Here is a 13350-nt window from a genome sequence, read left to right as displayed (position 1 = left end):
AAGTTTTCCAAATGAATTCAGTCTCTGCCGTCAGCGCATAAGCCCGAAAAATCGGAATCGCTATCCGGAAAGGATTAGGCGCGGAATCAAAGCAACAGAGCGTCCTCAGACGCGCGGGACAATCAAACCAAGGGTATCAGCCATGGCGCCAGCTTTTTCCTCTCAGTCCGAAGACGTCGACGTTCTCGCCGGCGCCATCTACACATGGTGCGCCGAGCGCAACATCAAGCTTCGCAGCCAGCAGGGCCTTTCCATCGCCAGCATCGCGATCGACCTTTATCATGCCGGCCACCAGACGCAGGACGAGCTGCTGATGGCGCTGCACGAATGCGAGATCCACTGAACGCAGCGTGCAGACCGTGAACGAGCGCGCTATCCCGCTCCGGCCAGGTCAGGCGGCGTTTTCGGCCGTTTCCCCACTCATGATCGTGACGATGGTCTTGACCGCTTCCTTGCCCGCCGATGAGTTCAGTCTGTCGTAGCTCAGCGCGAGCGCATAGGCGTCGGGGCTGAGTTCGATACGGCTGCCGAATTGCGACATGCCGGCTCCCTCGAAAAGAGCGGAGATCTCCACATCGAGAAAAACTGCGATCTGATGCAGCTTGCTGGCGGAAACGCGGTTCGTCCCTTTTTCGTATTTCTGAATCTGCTGGAACGTCAATCCGAGTGCTTCGCCAAGCTCGAGCTGGGACACACGGCGAAGGGCGCGAAACTGTCTTACGTTGCGACCAACGATAATATCAACCGGATCTGGCACTTCATCACTCTCTGATACATAAACAGTTCGTTTACCATATCGGTTTCAGAGGATAACTCAACCCTACAGTTGCAAAATTCAACCAACTTTTTTTGGGCTTTACGTAGCGTCAGTTGGCCGCGAAGATTGTGGCAGAAGCCCGAATATACCGGGTTCGCAGACACTCAAATAAACTCCCGGCCACAGCGCCCGGGCGGCTCCGGAACGTCCTCCCCCAGGTTGTATTTTCATTGAGAAGTTGGTTCCGCGCTGCATCGTGCCTGGAGCTCATCCCGCACCGAGGGCAGCACCAATGATCCACGGCAGCGAAGTTGCGAGCCTTGCCATCAACGCCGCTTGGGCTTAGCTGTCACGCTTCACGATTCCGGACATTCGATGCCGCACAAGGTTTCTCTTTCCCGCCTGAAGCTGACAGACTTCCGCAATTATGCGGCGGCGGCGCTTGACCTTGACGGCCGCCACGCCGTGCTGACGGGAGACAACGGCGCCGGCAAGACCAATCTCATGGAGGCGGTCTCGCTGCTTTCGCCCGGCCGCGGCTTACGCCGCGCCGCCTATGGCGACATTACCCGCGTCGGCGCGGCCGGCGGTTTTTCGATCTTCGCGGCACTCGACGGCATGGAAGGCGAAGTCGAAATCGGCACCGGTATTGAAACGGGCGAGGAGACCACGGCCCGCAGGCTGCGGATCAACGGTACCCAGGCCAAGACCGCAGACGAACTTACCGACCATCTGCGCCTTCTCTGGCTGACACCGGCGATGGACGGCCTCTTTACCGGCGCCTCCTCCGACCGGCGCCGCTTTCTCGACCGGCTGGTGCTGTCGCTCGATCCCGCCCATGGCCGTCGCGCCAGCGATTTCGAGCGCGCCATGCGCAGCCGCAACAAATTGCTCGATGAAGGCCGCTTCGACCCCTCCTGGCTTGCCGGCATCGAGGAACAGATGGCCAACCTCGGCATTGCCATGGCGCTCGCCCGGCAGGAGATGCTCGGCCTGCTGACCCGGCTGATCGAGGAAACGCGCGAGACGTCGCCCTTCCCTTCGGCATCGCTGCAGCTTTCCGGCTTCATGGACGGACAATTTTCGCGCCCCTCGGTCGATCTCGAAGACGATTATGCGGCCATGCTTTCAGAGAGCCGCTACCGCGACGCCGGCGCGGGGCGCACGCTTGACGGGCCACACCGGGCCGATCTTATCGTGCACCACCGGGAAAAGGCGATGGAGGCGGAGCGCTGCTCCACCGGCGAGCAAAAGGCGCTGCTTGTCGGCCTGGTGCTTGCGCATGCGCGCCTCGTCGGCAATCTCACCGGCCACGCGCCGATCCTACTGCTCGACGAGATCGCCGCCCATCTCGACGAGGGCCGCCGCGCCGCGCTGTTCGACCTCATCGACGGGCTGGGCGGCCAGGCCTTCATGACCGGAACCGATCGCGCGATGTTTTCGGCGTTGGGCGACAGGGCTCAGGTCTTCACGGTGGCCGACGGAAAGGTATTCGAATGACGGAGGCGGCTTTTCCCGGTATCGAGCGCCATGATAAGATCGGCGCCATGGAACCGCTCAGCCCCGACGAAATCGCCCGTTATCACCGTCACATCCTGCTCCCGGAAATCGGCGGCGCGGGTCAACAGAAGTTGAAAGCCGCCCGTGTGCTGGTGATCGGCGCAGGCGGCCTCGGTGCGCCGGTGCTGCAATATCTGGCCGCAGCCGGGATCGGCACGCTCGGTATCGTCGACGACGACCGGGTGTCGCTGTCGAACCTGCAGCGCCAGGTGATCCATGATTCCGGCACGATCGGCGAATTGAAGACGGAAAGTGCCGCCTTCGCCATCGCCAGGCTCAATCCGCATGTCCGGCTGATCCGCTTCGAGGAGCGCTTTTCCGCTGAGACCGCCGGCCGGCAGCTCTCCGGCTTCGATCTGCTGATCGACGGCTCCGACAATTTCGACACGCGTTATGCCGCCGCCGATGCGGCTGAGGAAGCCCGCCTTCCGCTTGTCAGCGGCGCCGTCGGGCGCTTCGACGGTTCGCTGACAGTTCTCAAACCCTATGAGAGCGCCGAGGACGGGACGCCCAACCCCCGATATCGAGATCTCTTTCCGGAAGCGCCGCCGGCGGGGCTCATTCCCGCCTGCGCCGAGGCCGGGGTCATCGGCGCGCTCACCGGCGTCATCGGCACGATGATGGCCATGGAAGCGATCAAGCTCGTCACCGGCACCGGAGAGCCGCTGGTCGGACGGCTGCTGCTCTATGACGCGCTCTCGGCCCGGTTCGACACGGTCCGCTACAAAAGACGCGGCACAACACAAAGACAGGCCGGATGACGTTTTTTCCTCTTGATCATAATTTCACGCGCTGGGACGAGTTGCTCGCACTGATCCTCACCGCCTTCGCCTCGATGAACGGCAGGATCGATCCGCCATCCTCGGCGCTGACGCTGACGGCAGAGTCGCTGGCCGAAAAGGCAAGAGCCGAGATCGGTCATGCCGCCGTCGATGACGGAAAGCTGGTCGGCTGCCTGTTCCTCAGGCCGGAGGCCGATTGTCTCTATGTCGGCAAGCTCGCCGTTCTGCCTGAAGTCCAGGGCAAGGGTCTCGGCAAGCGGCTGCTGGCGATTGCCGAGGAAACGGCCGCAAGGCTTGGCCTTCCCGCCTTGCGGCTGGAGACGCGCATCGAGCTCACCGACAATCACGCCGTCTTCGCCGCCTGGGGATTTTCGAGAACCGCCGAGAAGGCGCATCCGGGCTTTGCCAGGACGACCTTCGTCGAGATGCGCAAGACCCTTGCGCCTCAGATCGAGGTCGCCTGACTCCAGCTTGGCTTCAGCGGCCGGGCAGCACCCGGTTCGGCGGCCTGTGACCGTCGATGAAGGTGCGGATATTGATGATGACCTTATCGCCCATGTCGATGCGGCCCTCGATCGTCGCCGAACTCATATGCGGCAGCAGCACGACCTTGCCCTCATTGGCGAGCTTGACGAGCTTCGGATTGACGGCGGGCTCGTTTTCGAAGACGTCGAGGCCGGCGCCGGCGATCCGCCCCTCCCTCAACGACTTGATCAGCGCAGCTTCATCGACGACGTCGCCGCGCGCGGTATTGACGAGATAGGCCGTCGGCTGCAGCAGCGCCAGCCGGCGCGCCGAAATCAGGTGGAAGGTTGCCGGCGTCGACGGGCAATTGACCGAAACGATGTCGACGCGGGCGAGCATCTGGTCGAGGCTTTCCCAATAGGTCGCTTCCAACTCGTCCTCGACGGCCGGATTGACGCGCTTGCGGTTGTGGTAGTGGATCGACAGGCCGAAAGCCTTGGCGCGGCGGGCGACCGCAGTGCCGATGCGGCCCATGCCGACGATGCCGATGCGTTTGCCGTGAATACGCCGGCCGAGCATCCAGGTCGGAGACCAGCCGGCCCATTCGCCGGGCTTGTCGGTGAGCACGCGCGCGCCTTCGCCGAGCCGTCTCGGAACCGCGAGAATGAGCGCCATGGTCATATCGGCGGTATCCTCGGTTAGGACGTTCGGCGTGTTGGTGACGGTGATGCCCTTGCGCGCCGCCGCCTCGACGTCGATATGGTCGGTGCCGTTGGAGAAGCTCGCAATCAGCTTCATCTGCGGCCCCGCCTCATCGATCAGCGCCGCATCGATGCGATCGGTGACGGTCGGCACCAGCACGTCGGCGGTCCTGACGGCGGCGATCAGCTCGGGCACGGAGCGCGGCGCGTCGTCGATGTTAAGCTCGGCGTCGAACAGCTCGCGCATGCGCGTTTCGACGGCATCGGGCAGCTTGCGGGTGATATAGACCTTCGGTTTTTTCTTCGCTGTCATGGCTGGCTGTGGTGCCTTGTTCAGAGGTCTTTAACCAAGAGGGGTGATAATTTTCCCATCCGGGCATTTTCTACCAGACCCGCACGCGAAGACAAACAAAACTCGCGGTGCAGGTGGGGAATGTCAGAGCCCGGACCGCGAACAGGCCGGGCCTGCCCGCGAATTCGAGCAAACGGAAACTTCCATGCGCAGCAAAGTCCTGAAGTCCTGCCTTGCCCTTGCCATCGCTCTGGCCGCATCCATGGGAACCGTCGAATTGGCCCATGCGCAGGCCGCCAAGGGGCCAAGCGGGCTGCCATTGCCGCGTTTCGTCACGCTGAAATCCAAGCGCGTCAACCTGCGCATCGGCCCGGGAACGGATTATGCCGTTTCGTGGATGTATCTGAAATCCGGATTGCCGGTGGAGATCATCCAGGAATACGACAACTGGCGCCGCATCCGCGATGCCGACGGCACCGAAGGCTGGGTCAACCAGTCGCTGCTGTCAGGCCAGCGCGCGGCGATCGCCGCTCCGTGGATGAAAACGAAGGCCAAGGGCGTCTTCGTCAATCTGCGCCGCGAGGCGCTGCCCTCCGCGTCGATCGTCGCCAAGTTGGAACCCGGCGTGATGCTGACGATCGGCGAATGCAACGGCGACTGGTGCCGCGCCGAAACCGACGGCGCCTCCGGCTGGGTGGCGCAGTCGGAAATCTGGGGCGCCTATCCCGGCGAAGCCTTCAAATAAGCCCAGCCTGCTTGGCGGCCTCGGACAGCGAGGTCATCGGGCGCGGGCCGATCTGCTGGATAACGATGCCGGCGGCGAGGCAGCCGAGCTTGCCACAATCTTCCAGAGAGCGTCCCTGCGTATAGCCATAGAGAAAGCCGGAGGCGAAGAGATCGCCGGCGCCCGTGGTATCGACGACTTCCCTGATCCTGATCGCATCGACGTAATAACGCTCGCGGCCCTTCAGGATGACGGCGCCATCCTCGCTCATGGTCACGGCGGCGATCTTGCAATCGGCAGCGATCCTGTTCAGCGCCTCTTCGAAATCATCGGTTTCATAGAGCGACAGCGCTTCCTGGCGATTGGCGAAGACGATATCGATCTTGCCGGAGCGCATCAGATCGAGGAATTCACCGCGATAGCGGCCGACGCAGAAGCTGTCGGACAGCGTCATCGACACTTCCCGGCCGTTTTCATGGGCAATACGGGCGCAATCGAGGATCGCTTCCTTGGCGCGCGGCGGATCCCAGAGATAACCTTCGAAATAGGTGACCTTGGCGTTAGCCACGACGTCGGCCTCGACGTCCTCCGGCCCGAGCTCGACGCAGGCGCCGAGATAGGTGTTCATCGAACGCTCGCCGTCCTCGGTGACGAAGATCATCGAGCGCGCCGTCGGCGGGAAGGTTCCCTTGGGCTTCGTCTGGTAGTGGACGCCCTGGGCGCGGATGTCGTGGGTGAAGATGTCACCCAGCTGATCAGCGGCAACATTGCCGAAATAAGCGGCCTTACCGCCGAGGTTGGCAACGCCCGCAGCCGTGTTGCCGGCGCTGCCGCCGGAGGCTTCGAGCGCCGGCCCCATGCGCGAATACAACAGTTCGGCCCGCTCGGCATCGATGAGGTTCATCGCCGCCTTGGTGATCTGGTTGTCAATGAGGAACTGGTCGTCGCAACGGGCAATGATGTCCACGATTGCGTTGCCGACTGTCAGAACATCGAATCTTGTCATGAAATGGGGAGTCCCGGATTTGTGATAGCCGGGGTTCGGTCTTAGCGAAATTTCCGCGGTTTGGAAGGATAAATGGTGGATGGCGCATCTATTTCTTCGCAAAACTGCCGCTTGTTCGTCATGCCCCTGTCACTTTCGAAATCTAGATATAGTCGCGAGAAGACCGGCATGAGCAGCTTTCAGTTGCAGCCGGACGCACGAGGGATGAACCCCTCGATCTTACTGACGCGATGCTGACCACGGATGAACTGGCAGCTTCGCGATCGCTCCGGCAAGGCCGGAGCGGAAAAGCGGGCTGTGCCCGCTTTTTTTGCTTCTCGGATGCCGCCGGATCGGCGGCGATCGGCTCTTCAATCCAAGCCGTTTGCTGCTGCAGCGGTTTCAAGAGCTGCATTATTTATCCTTAAATCGATTCCGATTTACGGAATTATGCGGTAGAGGTGCGACACTCCCCCGCGCAAAGCAGCTTCCCCCATGTCAGCCATCATTCTCGACGTTCTTCCCATCTTCATCCTCATCCTCATCGGCTGGGTGATCGTCCGCAGCGGCTTGATGGCATCGAATGTCGGCGAAGCGCTCAGTGAATTCGTCTTCAAGATCGCCGTGCCGCTGCTGCTCTTCCGCACCATCGCCGAGGCGGATTTTCACGGCGCCTCGCCTTTCCGGCTGTGGATCGTTTATTTCTCCGGCGTTGCCATTACCTGGGCGACCGGCCATATCGCCGCCACTCGCCTCTTCGGCCGCGACGAACGGATCGGCGTACTGGCCGGCGTTTCCTCGGCTTTCGCCAATAATATCTTCATCGGCCTGCCGCTGGTCGAGCGCACTGTCGGCGATGAAGGGCTGGTGGCGCTGTCGATCCTGCTTGCCGTGCATCTGCCGGTGATGATGGTCGCCGGCACGGTGCTGATGGAGCATGCCGAACGCAAGATCGCCGGCAAGAGCGATCGCAGCATGGTGCTGGTGCTTCGCCAGATCGCCGTCAATCTCGTGCGAAACCCGCTGGTGATCGGGCTTGCGGCCGGCATGGCCATGCATCTTTCCGGCCTCACCATGCCGGTAACGCTCGAAACTGTCGTCAAGCAGATCGCCGGCATTGCCGGCCCGGCGGCGCTGATCTCGCTCGGCATGGCGCTGGAGAAATACGGCATTTCCGGCAATCTCGGCATCGCCAGCGTCACATCGAGCTTGAAGCTGCTGCTGCTGCCCGGCTGCGTGTGGGCGGCGAGCCATCTCCTCGGCCTCAGCCCGGAATGGACGGCGGCGATTGTGCTGACATCCTCGGTGCCCACAGGCGTCAACGCCTGGCTGATCGCCAACCGATTCGGCGTCGGCCATAGTATTGCTGCCTCGACGATCACGGTGACGACGGCGCTCGGCGCCATCACGGTCTCGCTCTGGGCCTATTTCCTAGGTGCCTAAAGCGCATCACGATCTTACAGATTCGTTCCTTGCGCTTTAGGTCTTTATTTTCTCGCAGGTCGTTGTCGCAAAACCGCTCCACACTTTTACGCGACATGCTTAAACGGCCCTCCGCATAGCAAAAAGCCCGGCTTCGCGGGCCGGGCTTTCATGAGATGCGATCATTCCGTCCGCGTCACTGCGTCGCGGTCTTCGGGTCCGGCAGCGGCACCGGCGAATCGGCGAGCGTGTGCAGGTAGAGGATGACGTTGGCGCGGTCCTGATCCTTCGCCAGACCGGCAAAGCCCATGGCAGTGCCGGGAACGTCCTTCTTCGGCGCCATCAGGAACTTGTTGAGGAATTCGAAAGTCCACTTCTCGCTGCTGCCCTTGGAGAAATCCTTCATGGCGGCGGAATAGCCGAAACCTTCATGCGAGGCGATCGGGCGATCTACGACACCAAAGAGGTTGGGACCGACCTTGTTCGGTCCCCCTTTGGTGCCGTCATGACAGGCCTGACACTTCTTGAAGACCGTTTCACCGGCCTTGGCATCGGCAGAAGCGAGCAATTGCGCGATCGGAACGGCAGCAGCGGCAGGCGCAGCTTCGCCACCAGCGGCGGGCGCCTCTTCGGCAACGATCGCGAAACCTTCCTTTTCCGGTGCTTCGGAATGGAAGATCCCTTCGGACGCGATAGAGACCGACATCAGAACGAAAATCGTTCCGAGCAGTGCCCCCACGGCCGTATTGACGTATGAATTCATCTGCAATGCTCCCCTTGCAGCCGGCAGACCATAACCGGACCATCTTGAAATCGCGCGGAACCTATGTCTTTTGGCTGATCGTTGCAACTGTCTAAATGGTCTTGTGCGTGAGACTTTTTGACACTTTTCAGCCCGGAATAGAAGGCCCGACCAATGAGTGATTCAAATTTAGACGGTGTGCTCGTACTGATCCCGGCGCGGATGGCCTCCACCCGGCTTCCGGGCAAGCCGCTCGCCGATATTTGCGGGCTGCCGATGATCGTCCAGGTGGCGATGCGCGCCCAAGAGGCAGCCATCGGCCGCGTCGTCGTCGCCGTCGACGACACCAGGGTGTTCGATGCGGTTTCTGCCGCCGGATTCGAAGTCGTCATGACCAGCAGCGATCATCAATCGGGTTCCGATCGGATCTTCGAGGCGCTGCAGAAAGTCGATCCTGCCGGCAAAGCGAAATTCATCGTCAACGTCCAGGGCGATCTGCCGACGATCGATCCGGAAACCGTGCGCGCCGCTTTGCGCCCTCTCGAGAATGAGGCGGTCGATATCGGCACGCTGACGACCGAAATCGATAATGAAGAGGACAAAACCGCGCCGCACATCGTCAAGGTCGTCGGCTCGCCCGTTTCCGACACCCGACTGCGCGGGCTCTATTTCACGCGCGCGACCGCACCTTACGGCAAGGGACCGCTCTACCACCATATCGGCCTCTACGCTTATCGGCGCGCCGCCCTGGAACGGTTCGTTTCGCTTGGGCCTTCGACGCTCGAAAGGCGCGAAGCGCTGGAGCAGCTGCGGGCGCTGGAGGCCGGCATGCGCATCGACGCCGAGATCGTTGACACGGTTCCGCTCGGTGTCGATACTCCCGCCGATCTCGAAAAAGCGCGGCGCATCCTCTCCGCCAGAACAGGATGATTTTAGGCTCGGTTGGCCTAAAATCTGAATCCTGTTCTCAATTAAAGAGTTAGAGCATGATGTCGTCCGAAAACCGCTCACACTTTTCGGCATCATGCTCTAAGTCGAACTGACGGAACCATCATGAACATCAAGACCAACAGGATCGCCTTCCAGGGCGAATTCGGCGCCAATTCCGACATGGCCAGCCGCGACATGTTTCCGACCATGGAGCCGCTGCCCTGCCAGACCTTCGAGGATGCGTTTACGGCGGTCGACAACGGCGACGCCGATATCGGGATGATCCCGATCGAGAACACGATCGCCGGGCGCGTCGCCGATATCCACCATCTGCTGCCGGAATCGCGGCTGCACATCATCGGCGAATATTTCATGCCGATCCGCTTCCAGCTGATGGTGCTGCCGGGGGTGACCAAGGACGAGATCCGCACGGTGCACAGCCATATCCACGCGCTCGGCCAGTGCCGCAAGATCGTGCGCGCCAATGGCTGGAAGCCTATCATCGCCGGCGATACGGCCGGCGCGGCAAAGCTGGTGAAAGAGACCGGCGACCGTTCGATGGCCGCCTTGGCGCCACGCCTTGCCGCCGATCTCTACGGGCTCGAGATCATCGCCGAAAATGTCGAGGATACCGAAAACAACGTCACCCGCTTCGTCGTGCTGTCGCGCGACGAGGAATGGGCGCAACGGAATTCGGCGGATGAAAAGGTTGTCACCACCTTCGTCTTCAACGTCCGCAACATTCCGGCCGCGCTCTATAAGGCGCTCGGCGGGTTCGCCACCAACAATATCAACATGACCAAGCTCGAAAGCTATCAGCTCGGCGGCAGATTTGTGGCGACGCAGTTCTACGCCGATATAGAGGGCCACCCGAACGATCCGAACGTGCGCCGGGCATTGGAAGAACTGCGGTTCTTCTCCGAGAAGGTGCGCATCCTCGGCGTCTACAAGGGACATGCGATGCGAGGGCTGCTGTAGCTCTTAGTTCTATGCATATGCCCGGAAGCGCTGCACACTTCCGGGCATATGCATGAGAGTCCCCGACATCAGCTCTTATTTATCCGGCTCGCAGACCCGCAGACGATGACCGTCCGGATCGAGCACGACGAAGGTCGGGCCGAAATCCAGTTCGGTCAGTTCCTGGGCGATCGGCAGGCCGCGGCCGCGCCAGTCCTCGTAATGATTGGCGACGGCGTTTTCCCCCTTGACCATGAAGGCCACTTCGCCGCGGTTGCCGATGGCGGAAGGCTGCGGCTCGACCTTGCTGCGCCGCCAGAGGCCGAGGGTGAAGCCGCCCTCGAGCGGAAAGGCGACAAAATTCGGCGCTTCCACGGCCGGTTCGCGGTTCAGGAGGTTGCGGTAGAAGCTGGTGCTTTCGCCGGGATCCTTGACGTAGAGGATAATCAAATTGGGGCTGGTCATTTCGGTTCTCCCTGTGGTGTGAAATGTTGGATGAGCGATCGCCTGCTGCCAGTTTATGGCAGCAGGCTGCGGAGAGCGTTGCTCAAGCAACGCCCCGGTCTCGTCGGGTGGAATGTCGATGATGATGAGGCGGATTAGAGCGGGAAAAGGTCTTCGCGGCGCGGGTTGCGCCCATCCATGAAGCCGAGGTCACGCTTCAGATAGTCAGGTGTCGCTTCAACGTCGAGTTTGGGGCGGCTTCCCCCGGGGATCCAGAAGATGCGCATGGCGAGATGCAGCAAGCTGGAGCTCGCCGATTGGCGGACGTCGGCAAAAGTTTCGGCCGAAATGACGTCGGCAAAGCTGTCGGTTGCGAAGCGGTCACCGGCCTGCTGAATGACTGGAGGCATTGCCATGATCAGTACTCCTTTCCTGGTGGATTGGTACTGATGATAACGCCGACTGCTGACAGTTTATGGCAGCAGCGTTTCAGTTCTCAAGTGGCACGTCCTGCTCGCGCCATTCCTTGAGGAGAACCGTGCGGCGGCGCGGATAACGCACCTCGTGCAGCGTCATGTCGATAATGCGGTCGGTGCGGAAATGGCGGAAGTCCTGGCGCAGTTCGCACCAGGCCATGAGGACCCGCACATGCTCGAAATAGCCGAGTGCGAAAGGCCAGACGCGGCGACGCGAGATCCGGCCCTGTTCGTCGCCGTAATGCAGTTCGAGAATACGCTCGAGACGGATCGCCCGGCGGATGGCCGAAACGTCAGCCTTGTCCTCGTCCCGGCGCTTGGGGCCGACGAAAAGGGCGGCCGAATCGATCATGTCCCGCATATCGGCCGGCAGCACCGCAGCAATCTTGGCCAGCGCATCGGCGCCGGCGCCGGCCAGGCGCGGCTCGGCGGCGCGGGCGACCCAGCGCGAGCCGAGAACCAGCGCCTCCAGTTCTTCTTCGGAAAACATCATCGGCGGCAGCATGAAGCCGGGCTTCAGCACGTAGCCGATACCGGCTTCGCCTTCGATCATCGCCCCCTGGGCCTGCAGGCTGGCGATATCGCGATAGAGCGTCCGCAGGCTGACGCCGGTCTCCTCGGCAAGCACGATACCGGTCACCGGCCGCCTGTAACGCCGAAGCGTCTGGAGCAGCGTCAGCAGCCGTTCCGAGCGCGCCACCGGCATGGCGTTACCGCTTCCACTCCACCCAGTCGCGCATCAAGCGGTGGGCGATCGCCCCTTTCGGCGGCGAGGCCTTGCCTGTCGCGCTCGGGCGTTCCAGCATCTCGATCGTTTCCGCGCGGGTGAACCAGCGGCAATCCTCCAGCTCCGTCTCGTCGCGGGTGATTTCGGTGGATTTGGCCTCGGCGTAACAGCCGATCATCAGCGAATGCGGCATCGGCCAGGGCTGCGAGGCGTGGTAGCGGATGCGGCCGGTGCGGATGCCCGATTCCTCCAGCGTTTCGCGGCGCACGGCGTTTTCGATGGTCTCGCCGGGTTCGACGAAGCCGGCAAGACAGGAATACATGCCGGGCGCGAAATGCGGGCTGCGGCCGAGCAGGCAGAGGTCGCGGCTCTCGTCGATGGTCAGCATGATGACGACGGGGTCGGTGCGCGGGAAGATCATGTGTTCGCAGGCGGCGCAGACACGCTTGTAGCCGCCGATGTGGATCTCCATCGCCGAGCCGCAGCGACCGCAGAAGCGGTTGTCGCCATTCCAGCGGATGAGGCTCGCGGCCTGGGCGAATTCCCCGAGCAGCACCTCGTCGATCAGCATCTCGCGAAACAGCGTGCGGCCGTCGGCGGGCTTATACTGGCTGGCGAGGTTCTCTACGTCGATGCCGACGGGAACGGCAAGGCGCGGCTCGCCTGATTTGCGGTAGCCGAGAAGCACCGTCTCGTCCCAATCCGGCTGCAATTCCTTCAGCTCGTAGCGGGCAAAGAGCGGATCGAGCACCTGGCCGTCATGCTTCAGCACCAGCTTATCCCCAGCGAAGGCGAAGATATGGGTGCCGTCTCTTGCCAGCGCCTTTTCGACGGAGTGTTCGTCGCGATGCTCGGAATCACGATTGAGGTCGTTGGCGGCAAAAGCCGTGAGATTGCTGGGTTCGGGATGCGGCACATCCGAATCGAAAAGCGAATGACTCATGATGAAAGGGCTTCCCGCAGCTTCGCTATGAATTCGTCTCTCTTTCCGTCCTCGTAAGGCTCCGCCTGTCCGAAGCCCCAGACGGGACCCGGCCAGTTGGCATCGCCTTCGAAGCGGGCAATGACATGAACATGAAGCTGGCGGGCGATATTGCCAAGAGCCCCGATATTGATTTTTGCAGCACCGGTGATCTCTTTCAGGGCTTTGGCGACAAGCTCCGTCTCGAAGGCAAGCAGCACCTGGTCGAGCGGCGTCAGCTCGAAGATTTCGGTGATTTCAGCCCGGCGCGGCACGAGAATGAGCCAGGGCCAGCGGGCATCCCTCGACAATCTGAGATCACAGAGGCCGGTGATCATGACGCTTGTGCTGTCGTTTTCCAGCCGAGGGTCGAGCGCGAAACCATCCAAAGGGCATTCTCCTCATGTTTTCCAACGACTAGCAGT

17 protein-coding genes are annotated in these 13350 nt (G+C 61.7%); 8 read left to right on the top strand and 9 right to left on the bottom strand.

Annotated elements, in window-relative coordinates; translation table 11 throughout:
* Nucleotides 1–142: 142 nt before the first annotated feature.
* The gene (locus tag CO657_RS21110; protein WP_003589312.1) at nucleotides 143–343 is read left to right on the top strand and encodes a hypothetical protein; all 201 of its coding nucleotides are present in this window, start codon (nucleotides 143–145) and stop codon (nucleotides 341–343) included.
* A 48-nt stretch (nucleotides 344–391) separates the two neighbouring features.
* On the opposite strand, the gene CO657_RS21105 is transcribed toward CO657_RS21110, so the two are convergent.
* Complete coding sequence (locus CO657_RS21105) at nucleotides 392–757, bottom strand: helix-turn-helix domain-containing protein (protein WP_003589313.1); 366 nt, start codon at nucleotides 755–757, stop codon at nucleotides 392–394.
* 375 nt (nucleotides 758–1132) lie between these two features.
* On the opposite strand from CO657_RS21105, the gene recF reads away from it, so the two are divergent.
* The 3 genes from recF to CO657_RS21090 are packed head-to-tail and all read left to right on the top strand — an operon-like array spanning nucleotide 1133 to nucleotide 3563.
* Nucleotides 1133–2257 (top strand): DNA replication/repair protein RecF, encoded by a 1125-nt coding sequence (gene recF / locus CO657_RS21100; protein WP_054182188.1) that lies wholly within the window; start codon nucleotides 1133–1135, stop codon nucleotides 2255–2257.
* Complete coding sequence (locus tag CO657_RS21095; protein WP_054182189.1) at nucleotides 2254–3078, top strand: molybdopterin-synthase adenylyltransferase MoeB; 825 nt, start codon at nucleotides 2254–2256, stop codon at nucleotides 3076–3078. The genes recF and CO657_RS21095 overlap by 4 nt, the downstream gene beginning before the upstream one ends.
* Nucleotides 3075–3563, top strand: a complete 489-nt coding sequence (locus CO657_RS21090; RefSeq protein ID WP_054182190.1) for a GNAT family N-acetyltransferase — start codon at nucleotides 3075–3077, stop codon at nucleotides 3561–3563. The genes CO657_RS21095 and CO657_RS21090 overlap by 4 nt, the downstream gene beginning before the upstream one ends.
* 13 nt (nucleotides 3564–3576) lie before the next feature.
* Here the strand turns inward: CO657_RS21090 and CO657_RS21085 are convergent, their stop codons facing one another.
* Nucleotides 3577–4578 (bottom strand): 2-hydroxyacid dehydrogenase, encoded by a 1002-nt coding sequence (locus CO657_RS21085; RefSeq protein WP_003589319.1) that lies wholly within the window; start codon nucleotides 4576–4578, stop codon nucleotides 3577–3579.
* A 184-nt stretch (nucleotides 4579–4762) separates the two neighbouring features.
* Here CO657_RS21085 and CO657_RS21080 point away from each other — a divergent pair, with 184 nt between their 5' ends.
* Nucleotides 4763–5302: an SH3 domain-containing protein gene (locus tag CO657_RS21080; protein ID WP_003589321.1), complete on the top strand. Its 540-nt coding sequence runs from the start codon at nucleotides 4763–4765 to the stop codon at nucleotides 5300–5302.
* Here CO657_RS21080 and CO657_RS21075 read toward each other — a convergent pair.
* Nucleotides 5295–6287 (bottom strand): adenosine kinase, encoded by a 993-nt coding sequence (locus CO657_RS21075; RefSeq protein ID WP_054182191.1) that lies wholly within the window; start codon nucleotides 6285–6287, stop codon nucleotides 5295–5297. The genes CO657_RS21080 and CO657_RS21075 overlap by 8 nt on opposite strands.
* Nucleotides 6288–6761: 474 nt before the next feature.
* Here CO657_RS21075 and CO657_RS21070 point away from each other — a divergent pair, with 474 nt between their 5' ends.
* On the top strand, nucleotides 6762–7709 hold the full coding sequence (locus CO657_RS21070) for an AEC family transporter (RefSeq protein ID WP_003589323.1): 948 nt from the start codon (nucleotides 6762–6764) through the stop codon (nucleotides 7707–7709).
* A gap of 175 nt (nucleotides 7710–7884) precedes the next feature.
* Here CO657_RS21070 and CO657_RS21065 read toward each other — a convergent pair whose 3' ends face one another.
* The gene (locus CO657_RS21065) at nucleotides 7885–8451 is read right to left on the bottom strand and encodes a c-type cytochrome (protein ID WP_003589324.1); all 567 of its coding nucleotides are present in this window, start codon (nucleotides 8449–8451) and stop codon (nucleotides 7885–7887) included.
* 153 nt (nucleotides 8452–8604) lie between these two features.
* On the opposite strand from CO657_RS21065, the gene CO657_RS21060 reads away from it, so the two are divergent.
* Nucleotides 8605–9360: a 3-deoxy-manno-octulosonate cytidylyltransferase gene (locus tag CO657_RS21060; protein ID WP_003589325.1), complete on the top strand. Its 756-nt coding sequence runs from the start codon at nucleotides 8605–8607 to the stop codon at nucleotides 9358–9360.
* A 123-nt stretch (nucleotides 9361–9483) separates the two neighbouring features.
* Nucleotides 9484–10338, top strand: coding sequence for a prephenate dehydratase (locus CO657_RS21055; RefSeq protein WP_003589326.1), 855 nt, complete (start codon nucleotides 9484–9486; stop codon nucleotides 10336–10338).
* Nucleotides 10339–10413: 75 nt separating this feature from the next.
* Here CO657_RS21055 and CO657_RS21050 read toward each other — a convergent pair whose 3' ends face one another.
* From CO657_RS21050 to CO657_RS21030, 5 genes are all read right to left on the bottom strand, one after another.
* Nucleotides 10414–10782: a VOC family protein gene (locus CO657_RS21050; RefSeq protein WP_054182192.1), complete on the bottom strand. Its 369-nt coding sequence runs from the start codon at nucleotides 10780–10782 to the stop codon at nucleotides 10414–10416.
* 134 nt (nucleotides 10783–10916) lie between these two features.
* Entirely contained in the window at nucleotides 10917–11177 is a 261-nt protein-coding gene (locus CO657_RS21045) for a hypothetical protein (RefSeq protein WP_054182193.1), read from the bottom strand.
* A gap of 73 nt (nucleotides 11178–11250) precedes the next feature.
* On the bottom strand, nucleotides 11251–11943 hold the full coding sequence (locus CO657_RS21040; RefSeq protein WP_003589329.1) for a helix-turn-helix transcriptional regulator: 693 nt from the start codon (nucleotides 11941–11943) through the stop codon (nucleotides 11251–11253).
* Nucleotides 11944–11947: 4 nt separating this feature from the next.
* Nucleotides 11948–12907 carry an NAD(+) diphosphatase gene (gene nudC, locus CO657_RS21035; RefSeq protein WP_054182194.1) on the bottom strand — a complete coding sequence of 320 codons (960 nt, stop codon included), beginning with the start codon at nucleotides 12905–12907 and terminating at the stop codon, nucleotides 11948–11950.
* The gene (locus CO657_RS21030; protein ID WP_054182195.1) at nucleotides 12904–13314 is read right to left on the bottom strand and encodes an HIT domain-containing protein; all 411 of its coding nucleotides are present in this window, start codon (nucleotides 13312–13314) and stop codon (nucleotides 12904–12906) included. Before CO657_RS21030 ends, nudC begins: the two co-directional genes overlap by 4 nt.
* Between the last annotated feature and the right edge of the window lie 36 nt (nucleotides 13315–13350).

Source organism: Rhizobium acidisoli (assembly GCF_002531755.2).
Classification (GTDB): Bacteria; Pseudomonadota; Alphaproteobacteria; order Rhizobiales; family Rhizobiaceae; genus Rhizobium; species Rhizobium acidisoli.
This window is presented reverse-complemented; position numbering and strand designations above follow the sequence as displayed.

What these genes read in the sequence shown, in the direction of transcription:
- CO657_RS21110 (WP_003589312.1), top strand. Translation starts at nt 143, where the DNA reads ATGGCGCCAGCTTTTTCCTCTCAGTCCGAAGACGTCGACGTTCTCGCC.
- recF (WP_054182188.1), top strand. Translation starts at nt 1,133, where the DNA reads ATGCCGCACAAGGTTTCTCTTTCCCGCCTGAAGCTGACAGACTTCCGC.
- CO657_RS21095 (WP_054182189.1), top strand. Translation starts at nt 2,254, where the DNA reads ATGACGGAGGCGGCTTTTCCCGGTATCGAGCGCCATGATAAGATCGGC.
- CO657_RS21090 (WP_054182190.1), top strand. Translation starts at nt 3,075, where the DNA reads ATGACGTTTTTTCCTCTTGATCATAATTTCACGCGCTGGGACGAGTTG.
- CO657_RS21085 (WP_003589319.1), bottom strand. Translation starts at nt 4,578, where the DNA reads ATGACAGCGAAGAAAAAACCGAAGGTCTATATCACCCGCAAGCTGCCC.
- CO657_RS21080 (WP_003589321.1), top strand. Translation starts at nt 4,763, where the DNA reads ATGCGCAGCAAAGTCCTGAAGTCCTGCCTTGCCCTTGCCATCGCTCTG.
- CO657_RS21075 (WP_054182191.1), bottom strand. Translation starts at nt 6,287, where the DNA reads ATGACAAGATTCGATGTTCTGACAGTCGGCAACGCAATCGTGGACATC.
- CO657_RS21070 (WP_003589323.1), top strand. Translation starts at nt 6,762, where the DNA reads ATGTCAGCCATCATTCTCGACGTTCTTCCCATCTTCATCCTCATCCTC.
- CO657_RS21065 (WP_003589324.1), bottom strand. Translation starts at nt 8,451, where the DNA reads ATGAATTCATACGTCAATACGGCCGTGGGGGCACTGCTCGGAACGATT.
- CO657_RS21060 (WP_003589325.1), top strand. Translation starts at nt 8,605, where the DNA reads ATGAGTGATTCAAATTTAGACGGTGTGCTCGTACTGATCCCGGCGCGG.
- CO657_RS21055 (WP_003589326.1), top strand. Translation starts at nt 9,484, where the DNA reads ATGAACATCAAGACCAACAGGATCGCCTTCCAGGGCGAATTCGGCGCC.
- CO657_RS21050 (WP_054182192.1), bottom strand. Translation starts at nt 10,782, where the DNA reads ATGACCAGCCCCAATTTGATTATCCTCTACGTCAAGGATCCCGGCGAA.
- CO657_RS21045 (WP_054182193.1), bottom strand. Translation starts at nt 11,177, where the DNA reads ATGGCAATGCCTCCAGTCATTCAGCAGGCCGGTGACCGCTTCGCAACC.
- CO657_RS21040 (WP_003589329.1), bottom strand. Translation starts at nt 11,943, where the DNA reads ATGCCGGTGGCGCGCTCGGAACGGCTGCTGACGCTGCTCCAGACGCTT.
- nudC (WP_054182194.1), bottom strand. Translation starts at nt 12,907, where the DNA reads ATGAGTCATTCGCTTTTCGATTCGGATGTGCCGCATCCCGAACCCAGC.